The sequence below is a fragment of the Brachybacterium sp. AOP43-C2-M15 genome (genome assembly GCF_052446295.1).
In the GTDB taxonomy this organism is placed as follows: Bacteria; Actinomycetota; Actinomycetes; order Actinomycetales; family Dermabacteraceae; genus Brachybacterium.
The window spans coordinates 81,941-94,521 of the sequence record NZ_JBQSWB010000006.1 but is presented as its reverse complement, the minus strand read 5'-3'; the positions used below and the strand labels follow the sequence as shown (position 1 = coordinate 94,521).

Annotated in this window: 11 protein-coding genes; 5 read left to right on the top strand and 6 right to left on the bottom strand. The window is 69.2% G+C overall.

Features of this window, described 5'->3' with window-relative positions; all coding sequences use genetic code 11:
* Positions 1-5 precede the first annotated feature (5 nt).
* From ACT3SP_RS08200 to ACT3SP_RS08190, 3 genes are read right to left on the bottom strand one after another with little or no spacing between them, the layout of a single operon-like run.
* Positions 6-929: a carbohydrate ABC transporter permease gene (locus ACT3SP_RS08200; RefSeq protein WP_444586778.1), complete on the bottom strand. Its 924-nt coding sequence runs from the start codon at positions 927-929 to the stop codon at positions 6-8.
* On the bottom strand, positions 926-1,888 hold the full coding sequence (locus ACT3SP_RS08195) for a carbohydrate ABC transporter permease (RefSeq protein ID WP_444586777.1): 963 nt from the start codon (positions 1,886-1,888) through the stop codon (positions 926-928). Before ACT3SP_RS08195 ends, ACT3SP_RS08200 begins: the two co-directional genes overlap by 4 nt.
* Positions 1,888-3,423, bottom strand: coding sequence for an ABC transporter substrate-binding protein (locus tag ACT3SP_RS08190; RefSeq protein ID WP_444586776.1), 1,536 nt, complete (start codon positions 3,421-3,423; stop codon positions 1,888-1,890). The genes ACT3SP_RS08195 and ACT3SP_RS08190 overlap by 1 nt, the downstream gene beginning before the upstream one ends.
* Before the next feature lie 188 nt (positions 3,424-3,611).
* Here ACT3SP_RS08190 and ACT3SP_RS08185 point away from each other — a divergent pair, with 188 nt between their 5' ends.
* Positions 3,612-4,673 (top strand): LacI family DNA-binding transcriptional regulator, encoded by a 1,062-nt coding sequence (locus ACT3SP_RS08185; RefSeq protein WP_444586775.1) that lies wholly within the window; start codon positions 3,612-3,614, stop codon positions 4,671-4,673.
* 54 nt (positions 4,674-4,727) lie between these two features.
* On the opposite strand, the gene ACT3SP_RS08180 is transcribed toward ACT3SP_RS08185, so the two are convergent.
* The 3 genes from ACT3SP_RS08180 to ACT3SP_RS08170 all read right to left on the bottom strand — a co-directional run bounded on the left by ACT3SP_RS08180 (position 4,728) and on the right by ACT3SP_RS08170 (position 8,010).
* Complete coding sequence (locus ACT3SP_RS08180) at positions 4,728-5,858, bottom strand: SPFH domain-containing protein (RefSeq protein ID WP_444586774.1); 1,131 nt, start codon at positions 5,856-5,858, stop codon at positions 4,728-4,730.
* Positions 5,859-5,933: 75 nt separating this feature from the next.
* On the bottom strand, positions 5,934-6,434 hold the full coding sequence (locus ACT3SP_RS08175) for a glutathione peroxidase (RefSeq protein ID WP_444586773.1): 501 nt from the start codon (positions 6,432-6,434) through the stop codon (positions 5,934-5,936).
* 55 nt (positions 6,435-6,489) lie between these two features.
* A complete protein-coding gene (locus ACT3SP_RS08170) occupies positions 6,490-8,010 on the bottom strand; it encodes a sugar porter family MFS transporter (RefSeq protein WP_444586772.1) in 1,521 nt (506 codons plus the stop codon).
* A gap of 185 nt (positions 8,011-8,195) precedes the next feature.
* On the opposite strand from ACT3SP_RS08170, the gene ACT3SP_RS08165 reads away from it, so the two are divergent.
* The 4 genes from ACT3SP_RS08165 to ACT3SP_RS08150 all read left to right on the top strand — a co-directional run bounded on the left by ACT3SP_RS08165 (position 8,196) and on the right by ACT3SP_RS08150 (position 12,580).
* The gene (locus ACT3SP_RS08165; RefSeq protein ID WP_444586771.1) at positions 8,196-9,236 is read left to right on the top strand and encodes a LacI family DNA-binding transcriptional regulator; all 1,041 of its coding nucleotides are present in this window, start codon (positions 8,196-8,198) and stop codon (positions 9,234-9,236) included.
* Between the two features lie 178 nt (positions 9,237-9,414).
* Positions 9,415-10,641 (top strand): Gfo/Idh/MocA family protein, encoded by a 1,227-nt coding sequence (locus tag ACT3SP_RS08160; protein WP_444586770.1) that lies wholly within the window; start codon positions 9,415-9,417, stop codon positions 10,639-10,641.
* Positions 10,638-11,537, top strand: coding sequence for a sugar phosphate isomerase/epimerase family protein (locus ACT3SP_RS08155; protein WP_444586769.1), 900 nt, complete (start codon positions 10,638-10,640; stop codon positions 11,535-11,537). The genes ACT3SP_RS08160 and ACT3SP_RS08155 overlap by 4 nt, the downstream gene beginning before the upstream one ends.
* Positions 11,534-12,580 (top strand): Gfo/Idh/MocA family protein, encoded by a 1,047-nt coding sequence (locus ACT3SP_RS08150; RefSeq protein WP_444586768.1) that lies wholly within the window; start codon positions 11,534-11,536, stop codon positions 12,578-12,580. The genes ACT3SP_RS08155 and ACT3SP_RS08150 overlap by 4 nt, the downstream gene beginning before the upstream one ends.
* Position 12,581: the final 1 nt, after the last annotated feature.

Sequence of the window (12,581 nt, the reverse complement as noted above, 5' to 3'; positions counted from 1 at the left end):
GGGGATCATCCCTTCACAGCGCCGGAGAAGGACTCGATGAAGTACTTCTGGAGAATGATGAACACGACGATGATCGGCAGCAGTGCGATCGTCGAGGCTGCGGACATCATCCCCCAGTCGCTGAAGTACTGGTTCTGCAGGCTGTAGATGCCCACGGCCAGAGTGCGCAGCTCGGGCTGCGAGAGCGTCAGCACCAGCGGGAGCAGGAAGTCGTTCCATGCGTGCATGAACTGCAGGATCACGGCGGTGGCGATCACCGGGCCGGACAGGGGAAGGTACACGCGGGCGAAGATCCGCAGGAACCCGGCACCGTCGATCTTCGCGGCCTCCTCGAGCTCCTTCGGCAGCTGTGCGAAATAGCCGGCGAAGAGCAGCACGACGATCACGCTGACGCCCCCCGCTTCGGCGAGGGTCATCCCCCAAAGGCTGCCCGACAGGCCCAGCGCATCGATCAGGTCGAAGATCGGGATGACGGTGTACCCCTGAGGAAGGAACACCACCAGCGCGAGCAGCGCGTAGATGATCTTCTTCCCTGGGAACGTGTACCGGCCCAGGACATATCCGAGCAGTGCGTTGACCGTCACCGAGATCAGGATCGACATCCCGGTCACGAAGATCGTGTTCAGGAAGTACCGGCCCATGTTCGCCTCCCGCCATGCCCGGACGTAGTTGTCCAGGTGCAGCGTGGAGGTGAACGGGTTCAAGGAACCGAAGATCTCGGCGTTGGACTTGAAGGAGCTGGAGACCACCCAGATGAACGGATAGATCCATACCAGAGCGATCGGCAGCAGGACGAGGCCGCCGAGGATGAGTGCGATTCGCTCAGAGCGTTTGAGGCGGCGCCGGGGTCCGGCACCGGCAGGTCTGCCGCGTTCCTCTGAACCGGCGGCAGAGACCTGCGGTGGGATGACGGACGAATTCGCGGTCATTTCGTGAGCCTCGCTCTCTGATCGGCGACGAGCTTGAGGGCCCACCCCTGCAGCAGGGCGATCACCAGTGTCGCCAGGCCGAAGAAGCAGCCTGCGGCGGAGGCGTACCCGAGGCGGGGCACCCCGCCGGCGGAGTCGGGGGCGAAAGCGGTGCGGAAGATGTACACCTCGACCACCTCGGAGGAGTAGTAGGGGCCACCGCCGGTCAGGGCCTGGATCAGCGCGAAGGCGTGCAGGTTCTCGTTCGCCGTGAGCACGATGATGATCACGGCGAAGGGGATGAGGATCGGCAGAGTGATCCTCATCAGACGCTGGACAGCGCCCGCCCCGTCCATCTCCGCGGCCTCGTAGTACTCGGCAGGCACCGTCTGCAGCGCGGCGAGCCAGTAGATGAGCGTCATGCCGAAGTTCTTCCAGGTGTGCAGCGCGAGGGCGCTCCACAGGGCGAGCTTCGGATCGGAGAGGAACTCGACCGGGGTGTCGGCCAGACCGCTCTGGGTCATGAAGAACGAGACCGGTCCGTTGCTCGGGGAGAGCACGAAGGTGAGCACCACGCCGATGACCGACGCAGCGGCCATCACCGGCAGGAAGAACACGGTGCGGAAGAAGGTCGACAGGCGGCCCCGGATCACGTTGTTCAGCACGATCGCCAGGATGAGGGCGAGGACCACGCGCAGCGGGACGCCGATGAACACGAAGATCATCGAGCGTCCGAAGGAGCCCCAGAAGAGCGGGTCCGACATCAGCTCGCGATAGTTCGCCAGGCCCACGAAGGTCTTCGCGTCGGTGAAACCGTTCCACTCGGTCAGCGAGAAGTACCAGGAGGCGAACATCGGGTAGAACACGAACAGGGCGGTGAGGGCCAAGCCGGGCAGGATGAACAGGTAGATCCAGAACAACTCGGAGCGGCCTCTGCGGATGCGTCCGCCTGGGGGCGCGGCCATGTCGGTGGCGCTCATCAACGCTCCAGAGCTGCGTAGTCATCCGCGGCGTAGTCCGTCGTCGGGTCCCAGTTGGGGAACTGCAGCTCGCTGTAGTCCACTGAGGCGCCGTCCGCAGCGGCGGCCTCGAAAGCCTTCTCCATCTCCTCGTCCAGGCGTGAGTCGAGATCGGCCAGCGCGGCTTCGGCGTCGGTGATCTGCCCGGTGAAGATCCCCTCGATGGTGGCGGAGATGCTGGGGTCGCTCGCCTGCAGCTTGAGCGTGACCTTGCCCGCCTCCTCGTTGCGGATCTCGAACTGGGGGCAGGCTCGCATGTATCGGGTGGCGAGGTCGGCGACCAGGGCGGCACGGTCGTTCAGCTGTGTCTGATCGGCGGAGTTGTTGGCCTCCTCGATCGTCGATACCAGGAAGCCGTCGGAGAGCTCGATCATGGCTCGCTGCCCGTCCACGGAGCCCATGAACTCGATGACCGCCGCGGCGGCATCGAGGTTCGGGGTGTCAGCGTAGAGCCAGGCCATGTTCGCTCCGGTCTCACGGAACGGGATCGTGTAGTCCGAGCCGTCAGGGGAGGGCAGCGGAAGGATCGAGTACTCGAAGTCCGGGGAGTCCTTCTCCCACTGCGAGATGTCCCAGGGGCCGTTGAGCGAGATGCCCGCCAGTCCGGTGGGGAACTGGGCGCGGGCATCGGCGTCCTTCAGGGTGAGGAACCCGGGCACGAAGGAACCGTCATCGACCAGTGCGAGCACGAACTCGAGGGCCTGCAGGTACTCGGGGGAGGAGTACTCGAACCGTCCGGTCCTCATGTTCATGCCGTCGGAGTTGCCCAGCCAGCCTGCGGTATTGGCGAGGTTCCCCACCACGATGTCGAGGTGATCCGCGGTGGAGAGGATGCCCGGAGTCCCCGCGGCCGTGATCTCGCGGGCGAGCGAGCGCAGATCGTCCCAGGTCGAGACCTCCTCGACGGGCACGGAGACCCCGGCGGCCTCAGCTGCCGCGTGCGAGATGTACTGGGTGATGTCGAGGCGACGGGTGGAGTTCAAGGGCCAGCTGTAGGTCTTGCCATCGAACACATGCACGCCGTTGATCAGCGCGGTCTCGGGGAAGCCCGCCTTCCAGGTGGCGAAGTCCGGGAGGACGTCGTCCAGCGGCTGCACCCACCCCTCGTTGATCGCCGTCTCGGGGGGCACGTTCTGCGGCAGGGCGAAGACGTCCGGTGCCGAGCCGTTGCGGATGCCGAGTGGCACGACCTGGTTGACCTGGTCCCATCCTGAGCCGTCGTACTGCGTGTTCACATCGGGGAACTGCTTGCCGAACTCCTCGATCACGGCGCCGATGAACACGGCTTTGAGATCTCCGGAGTCCATCCACAGCAGCTGGGTCGAGTCGGTGGTCTCGGGGTCGAAGGCGAACGCGAAGCCGTCAGCGGATCCGCTGGAGGCGGCGTCGTCGCCGCCGGTCTCGATCGAGCACGCGGAGAGCCCGCCCACCATGAGCGCGGTGGCACCGAGGAGCGAGCGCCTGCGAAATCTGAGGCGGGGAGCAGTGGTGGACATGGGTTCCTCCTAGGACGTCTGACCAGGTTCTGCCGAGCGGGCAGCGCACGAGCGGACTAGCTGAGCCGGGCGACTGCACGGTGCTCGATGAGAGAGAGCGGCCGGAGCCCGGAGTGCACGGGTCGACATTCCGGCTGTGGAACCGACGTCCGTGGTATTTCGATTAACCACGCACTAGAATGTGTGCCGTGAGCCACTCTGTCAAGCCCCCGTCCCCGCCGAGCCGTCGGCCCACCCAGGCCGATGTCGCCGAGAGGGCAGGGGTGTCGACGGCGACGGTCTCGCACATCCTCAGCGGTCGTTCCGATCGGAAGGGGACCGGCAATGTGCGCACTCGCGAGCGCGTCGAGCAGGCGATGGAGGAGCTCGGCTATCGGCCGAACTGGGCCGGGCGCGCACTGCGGCGCCAGCGCACGGGACTGATCGGCGCCCTGGTCTCCGCTCCGAGCAATCCGTGGCGCGAGAATCTGGTCGCCCTCGCGCAGGAGGAGCTCGCCCGCCACGGATTGGACCTCGTGGTGTTCCCCGACGTGCGAGCGGGGGCCGCGCTCGACCGGGTCCGCGACCTCCTGGATCGCCGGGTCGTGGACGCCTGCTTCACCGTGCATCTCGAGGACGATGATGAGCCCAGCCATCTCGCTCGCAGTGCGATTCCGGTGATCGCCTTCGCGGAGAGCGGCTTCGACGGAGTTGCGAAGGTGCGTCACGGGTACGCGGACGCGGCCCAGGAGGCAGTCCTCTCGCTCAGAGCGCGCGGAGTGCGGCGCTTCGTGCTGGCGAGAGAACGCATTGAAGGCGGCGGGAGTCGCGACACGGTCTTCACCGCTCCGATCCTGTCGGTCCTGGAGCCCGATTCTGCTGTCGCCGAGGCCGTGCTGGTCGACATTCCGTATCGCATCGGAGCGGACCTCACCGGCATGCCCTGGCGGATGCTGTCAGGGGCCAGGGCGGAGGATCCCGTGGTGGTGATGTGCCACAGCGACCGACTGGCCATCCAGGTCGCGGCAGAATGCCTGCGGCGAGGAATCGGGCTGGGCCGCTCCGTCGGCGTCGTGGGCCGTGGTGACCTGCCCGAAGGTGCTCGGATGCCGGTGTCGCTCAGCACTCTGGGGGGTGCCGGTGCCGACTACACCGCGGTGTTCGCCGCGCTTGCCGACGCCTCGAGGACCGGTGCGCAGATCGACGAGGAGTGGACGTTCCCCTGGCGTTTCGTCGAGCGCTCCTCGACCTCGGAACTGCTCCGACGATGACGTCGACGGGCCCGAACTCCCTGAGGAGTTCGGGCCCGTCGGAGGTGGGAGGGCTCAGCCCTGGTCGGCGGAGCCGGGATGCGCCCACGGCGGGGTCTGGCCGGAAGCCTGCTGCCCGGCCTGCTGCTGCGCCTCGCGGGCTCGCTGCTCGGACTGCTGGCGCGTGCGCTCGGCACGGGCTCGCTCCTGCTCGCGCAGCTGCTCGGCGGAGACCCGCTTGCGATCGGCGGCATCGGCGACGTCCGCGTTCTGGCTCGCCTCGGCCGCGGCCTGCGACTGCAGCATGGCGGTGCGGATCTCGTCGCCCATGCCCCCCACGGCGCCCGGGTTGCTCGGCAGGTACAGCACGTTGGAGCGGCCGTTGCGGGCCACGTCCTGCATGGTGTCGAAGTACTGGGTCATGAGCAGCAGCTGCTCGGCGGAGTTCTCGATGCCGACCTTGCGCAGCATCTCGTACTGCTCGGCGATGCCCAGGGCGATCGCCTTGCGCTGGGCGGCGACGCCCTCACCCTGGAGGCGCTTGGACTCGGCCTCGGCCTCGGCCTGGGTGACGCGCTTGATCTTGTCCGCCTCGGCGAGCGACTGCGCCGCGACGCGGTCGCGCTGGGCGGCGTTGATGGAGTTCATCGAGTCGCGCACCCGCTGGTCCGGAGAGATGTCCTGGACCAGGGTGTTGATGATGTTGAAGCCGAACTCCTGCATGCGGGCCGAGAGGGTGTTCTCGACGCTGCGGGCGATGTCGTCCTTCGACTCGAAGGCGGCGTCCAGCTCGAGGGAGCTCAGCGCCGAGCGGACGGTGTCGAACACGTAGGAGCGGATCTGCGCCTCGGCGTTGGAGAGCTTGTAGTACGCGTCGACGACCTGCTCCTCCTTGATCACGTACTGCACCGCGACCGGGACGTTGACGAACACGTTGTCCTTGGTCTTGGACTCGATGTTGACCTCGAGCTGCTGGACGCGCAACGAGATCGGCTTGGTGGTGTTGTCGACGAACGGCGCCTTGAAGTTCAGACCCGCGTGCGCGACGCGCTTGAACTTGCCGAAGCGCTCGACGATGACCGCCTCACGCGAGTGCACGGTGAACATCAGCGAGGTGCGCAGGCCGCCGAACAGCAGCGCGGCCACGATCACCAGGAAGATGAGCACGCCGACGCCCAGGACGAGGAAGAGAATGACGCCTTCCACGGGGTCCCCTTTCGTTGAGGTGGATGATGTGACCCACGCTACCAACCCTTCCGGGGAGGCACCTGGTCGTTCGCCTCAGCGAAGGCCCAGCTCGGCCTCGATCCGTCGGGCGATCCGCACCGGGGGCACCGGCGGGGCGTAGCGCCGCAGCACCGTGCCCTCGCCGTCGATGAGGAACTTGGTGAAGTTCCAGGCGATGCGACCGCCGATCACCCCGGCCTTCTGCGTGCACATCCACCGCCACAGCGGATGGGCCGTGGGGCCGTTGACGTCGATCTTGGAGAACAGCGGGAAGGTCACCTCGAAGTCGGAGGTGCAGACCTCCTTGGTGTCCTCATCGGTGCCGGGATCCTGGTGGAACTGGTCCGAGGGGAAGCCGAGCACCGTGAAGCCGTGCTCCGCGTAGCGGTCGTGGAGCGTCTGCAGGCCGATCAGCTGCGGGGTGAAGGCGCATTCGGTGGCGATGTTGACGACGAGCACCAGGCGGCCGCGGTAGGCGGCCATCTCCCGGCGCTCGCCGTCGATGGTGGTCGCGCGGAAGTCATGGAAGGGGGTGGTGCTGCGGTGTCCGTCCATGCTCTCTCTCCTCGCGCGGGCTCTCCCATGGTAGGTCGATGGTCCCTGGGAGAGGTCAGGGCTTCTTGGTGAGGAACATGGCCAGCCGCTTGGTGCGGGTGATCACGTGGATCTCACCGGTGGTGACGTCCTCCTCGAGCTTCTCGAGGGTCACCCCGCGGGTCTCGGGGACGAAGCGCCACACGAACAGCAGCGCCACCACGCCGATCACGGCGAAGAGGAGGAACGAGCCGGTGATCCCGACGCCGCTGACGAGGGAGGGGAAGAACAGCGCGAGCACGCCGTTGACGCCCCAGCCGAAGAACACCGCGATGCCGATCCCCAGGCCGCGCATGTGCAGCGGGAAGATCTCCGCGAGCCACACCCAGACGGCGACGTTGAGGAAGGACTGCATCGAGAGCACGAAGCCGACCACGAGGATCAGGATCACGATCGGACGCAGCGGGTTGCCCGCGGGCAGGGCCTGGGAGGCGATGGCCACCAGGCAGTGGAAGGTGGTGGTCAGCGTGAGGCCGATGAGGAAGGTGGTGCGGCGGTCGAGGCGGTCCATGTTGCGCAGCGCGATGATGCCGCCGATGACGGCGACCACGCCGAAGGCGATGTTGGCGAGGGTCGCCTGGTGCGCGGTCATCCCGGACTCCTCGAGAACGCGGGTCCCGTAGTACATGATCGAGTTGATGCCGGTGAGCTGCTGGGTCATCGAGACGCCGATGCCGATCAGCACGATCCCGATGAGGTAGCGGTTGGACAGCAGCGCCTTCAGCCCGATGGCCGGCTGGTGCTCCTCCTCGATCGTGACCAGCTCGACGTCGGCGAGCTCGGCCTCGGCCCGCTCCTCGGAGCGCACGGTCTTCAGCACGGCCAGGGCCTCCTCGCGGCGACCCTTCTCGACGAGCCAGCGCGGGGACTCCGGCATGCGCAGCATCCCGATGAACAGCGCGACCGCGGGCAGCGCGCACATGGCGAACATGACGCGCCAGATCCCGGTGATGTGATCGCCGAGGGTCGCGGCGATGATGTAGTTCATGACGAAGGCGGCCAGCTGGCCGGAGACGATCGCGAGCTCGTTGCGGCCCGTGATGGAGCCGCGGATCTCGTAGGGCGCCATCTCGGCCAGGTACACGGGCACGACGGTCGACGCCGCTCCGACGGCGAGGCCGAGCATGATGCGCCCTCCCACCAGCATCGAGTAGCCGATCGCGGAGTGGCTCCCGTACTCGGGCCCGGGCAGGGACGTCACCACCAGCAGCGTGCCGAGGAAGAACAGCACGGCCATGATGATGATGGTCTTGCGCCGGCCGATGGCGTCGGAGACGCGGCCGCCGATCAGTGCGCCGAAGGACGCGGCGAAGACCAGCGAGCTGATGACCACGCCGATCTGGAGCAGTGAGAGGCCGAGCTCCTCGCCCATCGGGCCCTCGGCGCCGTTGGCGACGCCCGTGTCGTACCCGAACAGCAGCCCGCCGAAGCAGGCGATCACGGAGATCTGCCCGAGACGGGTGCGGAAGGGACCGGTTCCCAGGGGAGGCAGCGGCGGCGCCTCCCGGGTCGAACCGCTGACTTCGTGCTTCGACATGTGATGACTCCTTCGTCAAGGGCGTGGCGCCGCCGTCCGGGAGTGGGCCCGGGGGCGGGGGAGTGCGCCGCAATGCTCGCTGGAACGTATCGTATAACGAACAAAGCGTCCAGTGAATGAGGAAAGTTTCCGGTGATGCATGGGTGATGCACGACGGGACCGCGGGGTGGAGCATCATGACGTCCATGGCACAGCGATCAGGACCTCCGGGCAGTCCCGAGGCGGCGCCCCGCCGCCCGACCATCCGCGACGTCGCCGAGCACGCCGGAGTGTCGAAATCGCTCGTCTCCCTGGCGTTCCGTGCCCCGGAGCAGGTCGGGGCCGAGCGCCGTGAACGCATCCTGACCTCCGCCGACGTCCGCGGCTTCCGCCCGAACCGGGTCGCGCGCTCCCTGAACGGGCCCGGGGAGGACTTCGTCGGGATCCTCGTCGCGGACTCCCGCAACCCCGTCTTCGCCGACGTCGTGGACGCGGCGCGCGCCGTGCTGCAGGACGCCGGCCGCCTCGCCCTGCTCACCACGGCCACGACGCCCGATCCCGACGGCGGCGCCGTCGCCGATCTCGCGGCCGTCGAGATGCTCGGCGACCTGCGCCCGAGCGGGATCATCATCGTCGGGTCGGTCCCGGACATGGACGTCGTCGCCTCCCGGGTCGGGACTGCGCGACTGGTCGTGGCGAGCGCGTATCCGGGCTCGCTGCGCGGCGTCGCCACGGTGCGCGGGGACGACCTCGAGGGGATGCGCTCGGTCGTGGAGCACCTGGTGGAGCGCGGCCACCGCCGCATCGCCCACGTCGGCGGCGAGGGCGGGCCGGTGGGGGCGGGGCGCGCGGAGGCCTTCGTCGCGGCGATGCGCGAGAGGTTCCTCGACGAGACGCTCCTGGCCCCCAGCGACTTCACGCAGGAGGGCGGGGAGCGGGCCGCCGAGCGGCTGCTGTCCGGCTCTCGGCCGCCCACCGCGATCACCGCCACGAACGACCTGGCGGCGATCGGGGTCATGCGGGCGGTGCGCCGGCACGGCCTCGCCGACCGCGTGGCGGTGACCGGATATGACGGCACGTTCCTGTCCCACCTGGGGCCGATCGACCTGACCAGCGTCGATCCGGGCAATGCGCGGATCGGGCAGGAGGCTGCCCGGATGCTGGTGGGCACCGCGGCCCCCGGGGAGGTGCTCGTCCCTCCGACGCTGAGCGTGCGCTCCTCCTCCGCGTGGTCCCGCTCGCCCTGACCGCTCGTCCCGCCCGTCCCGCCCGGACCCGCCCGTCGGACGCGCTTGACACGGCGGGACCCCGCTCGTAGTTTGGACCGGTCCAGACCGTGGACCGGTCCAATGAGGGGCTGCGGCTCCGCCGCCACGGTCCCCAGGAGAGCTGCGGCACGGTCGCCGGAAGAGCTGAGGAGCCGACATGGCACGAAACGACGAACAGCGCACCATCGGGGTGGGGCTGATCAGCGTCGGATGGATGGGACGCCTGCACTCGCGGGCCTACACGCTGCTGCCGATCCTGTATCCGGAGCTCGGGGTGAGACCGCGCCTGGTCGTCGCCGCGGACACCGCCGAGGCCGGGCGCACGCACGCGACGGACGCGCTGGGCTTCGAGTCCGCCGTCGCCGACTACCACGAGGTGCTCGAGAACCCCGAGGTCGACGTCGTCTCGATCTGCGCGCCGAACTTCCTCCACGAGGAGGTCGCCGTCGCGGCCGCCCGCGCCGGCAAGCCCTTCTGGATCGAGAAGCCCGTCGGCCGCAGCGGCGCCGAGACCGCACGGATCTCCGAGGCCGTCGACGAGGCGGACGTGGTCACCTGCATCGGCTTCAACTACCGCCACGTCCCGGCCGTCCAGCACGCCCGCGACCTCATCCTCGAAGGAGCCCTGGGGCGCATCACCCACGTGCGCGGGCGGTTCTTCGGCGGCTTCTCCTCGAACCCTGATGATCCGCTGACCTGGCGCTTCGTGCGCGAGACCTCCGGGAGCGGGGTGCTGGGCGATCTCATGGGCCACCTGGTGGACCTCATGCACTTCCTCCTCGGCCCGATCGGCGAGATCACCGCGACCACCGGCACCTACCTCGCCGACCGGCCCGCGCTGCCGACCTCGCCGCAGGCCGGGGAGCGCCTGCCGGTGGAGAACGAGGACTACGCCGCGCTGCTGGTGCGCTTCGACGGACAGGCCGTCGGCCACGGGGCGATGGGCACGCTCGAGGCCTCGCGCATCGCCGTCGGCCCGCGCTCCGAGTACGACTTCGAGATCTTCGGGACCGAGGGCTCCGTGCGCTGGAACTTCGAGCGCATGAACGAGCTGCAGGTGGCCCGCCGCAGCTCCGAGCGGCACGGGGGATACACCCGCGCCTTCGCCGACGAGCACTTCCCCGACTACGCCCGCTTCCAGCCGAGCGCCGGCACCAGCATGGGCTACGACGACCTCAAGGTGATCGAGGCGGCGAAGTTCCTCACCGCCGTCACCGGCGGCCCCGTCACCGCCTCCACGATCCGCGACGCCCTCGCCTCGGCACGGGTGCTGGATGCGGCCGAGACCTCGGCCGCCTCCGGGTCCTGGGTCGACCTCCCTGTCGTCCCGGGCTCGAGCGCGAACCTGCGCACCGACGACACGACCGAGGAGGTCTCCCGATGAGCACGCTGCGCATCGCCACCGCGCCCATCTCCTGGGGCGTCAGCGAGGTCGAGGGCTGGGGCGTCCAGCTCCCGCCCGAGCGCGTCCTGACCGAGATGCGGGAGCTGGGCTTCGACGCCACGGAGCTCGGGGCCGAGGGCTTCCTGCCCCCGGCTCCCGAGGACAAGGCCCACGTGCTCGCGGAGTACGGCCTGACCGCCATCGGCAGCTTCGTGCCCGTCGGCGCCCACCAGGCGGACGTCGACCCCCTGCCCCGCGTCGAGCAGGAGCTGGCCGACTACGCGGCCTCCGGCGCGGACGTCCTGGTGCTCGCGACCGTCACCGGCGCCACCGGCTACGACGACACCCGTGAGCCCCTGACCCCCGCGCAGTGGTCGACGCTGCTGGCCAACCTCGAGAGGATCCGCGAGGCCGCCGCCGCCCAGGGCGTCACGGCCGTCCTGCACCCGCACGTCGGCACCGTCGTCGAGACCGCGGAGGACATCCAGGCCGTGCTCGAGGGCTCCACCATCCCCTTCTGCTTCGACACCGGTCACCTCATGATCGGCGGCACCGACCCGGTGCGCTTCGCGGCCGAGCACGCCGACCGCATCGCCTACATGCACCTCAAGGACGTCTCCCTCGAGGGGATGCGACGGGTCAAGGACGGCGAGATCTCCTACTTCGACGCGATCGTCGAGGACTCCCTCTACCGTCCCGTCGGCGAGGGGGACGTGGACGTGCGCGCGATCCTGACCAGCCTCGTGGACTCCGGCTTCGACGGCTGGATCGTCCTCGAGCAGGACAAGGTGGTGCGCGAGGAGCCGGCGGCGGGCGAGGGCCCTGTCCTCGACGCCCGCACGAGCGTCGAGAACGTGCGCCGCCTGGTCGCCGAGATCGAGGCGGCACGGTCATGAGCACGCGGATCGGGGTGCACGGCCTGGGCCGGATCGGTGCCATGCACGCCCGCAACCTCGCCCGCGCCGCCGGGGTCGACGAGGTCGTCCTCATCGGGCGGGACGCCGAGCGCCTGGCCGGCGTCGAGCGGCAGCTCGCCGCCTCCCGCGAGGAGGACGAGGCCGCCGACGACCGGTGGGCCCCCGTGACCAGCACCCTCGCTCCCCTCGAGGAGGCGCTGACGGGACTGGACGGCGTGCTGGTGGCGACCGCGACCAGCACCCACGAGGAGATCGCCCGCACCGTCGCCCGCGCCGGCGTCCCCCTGCTCATCGAGAAGCCGCTCTCGCTCGCGTCCGGAGCCCTCGAGGAGCTCTCGACCGAGCTCGAGGCGACCGGGACCCCGATCATGGTCGCGTTCCACCGGCGCTACGACCCCGGCTACCAGGAGCTGCGGCGCCGCGTCGAGGCCGGCGACGTGGGCACCCTGCGCCACGTGCACGCGGTCGACAACGACCACTACGCGCTGCCGCTGGACTACATCCCGCAGTCCCACGGCATGTTCCTGGACCTGATGATCCACGACTTCGACATCATCCCGTGGGTGGTGGGGGAGGAGGTCGTCGAGGTGACCGCGATCGGCTCGGTGCTCGACGAGCCCGTCTACGCCGAGCACCAGGACGCCGACACCTCCGTGGTGAGCCTGCGCTTCGCCTCCGGGGCGGTGGGCAGCGTCGCGGCCCTGCGCCGCAGCGGCGCCGGGCAGGACGTGCGCCTCGAGATCACCGGGACCGACGGCGCCTACGGTGCGGGGTACGGCCGCCGCACCCCGATCACCTCGACCGAGCCCGGCGAGCCCGGGCCCAGCGACGTCTACGACACCTTCTCGGACCGCTTCGTCCCGGCCTTCGAGGCCGAGGTCGACCACTTCGTGGCCATGGTGCGCGGCGAGGCGGAGAGCCTCACCCCGCCCCGCGCGGGCCTGCACGCCACCGCGATCGCCGAGGCCGCCGGCGACTCCTTCCGCACCGGCCGCCCCGTCCGGGTGCGACCCACCGCCTGAG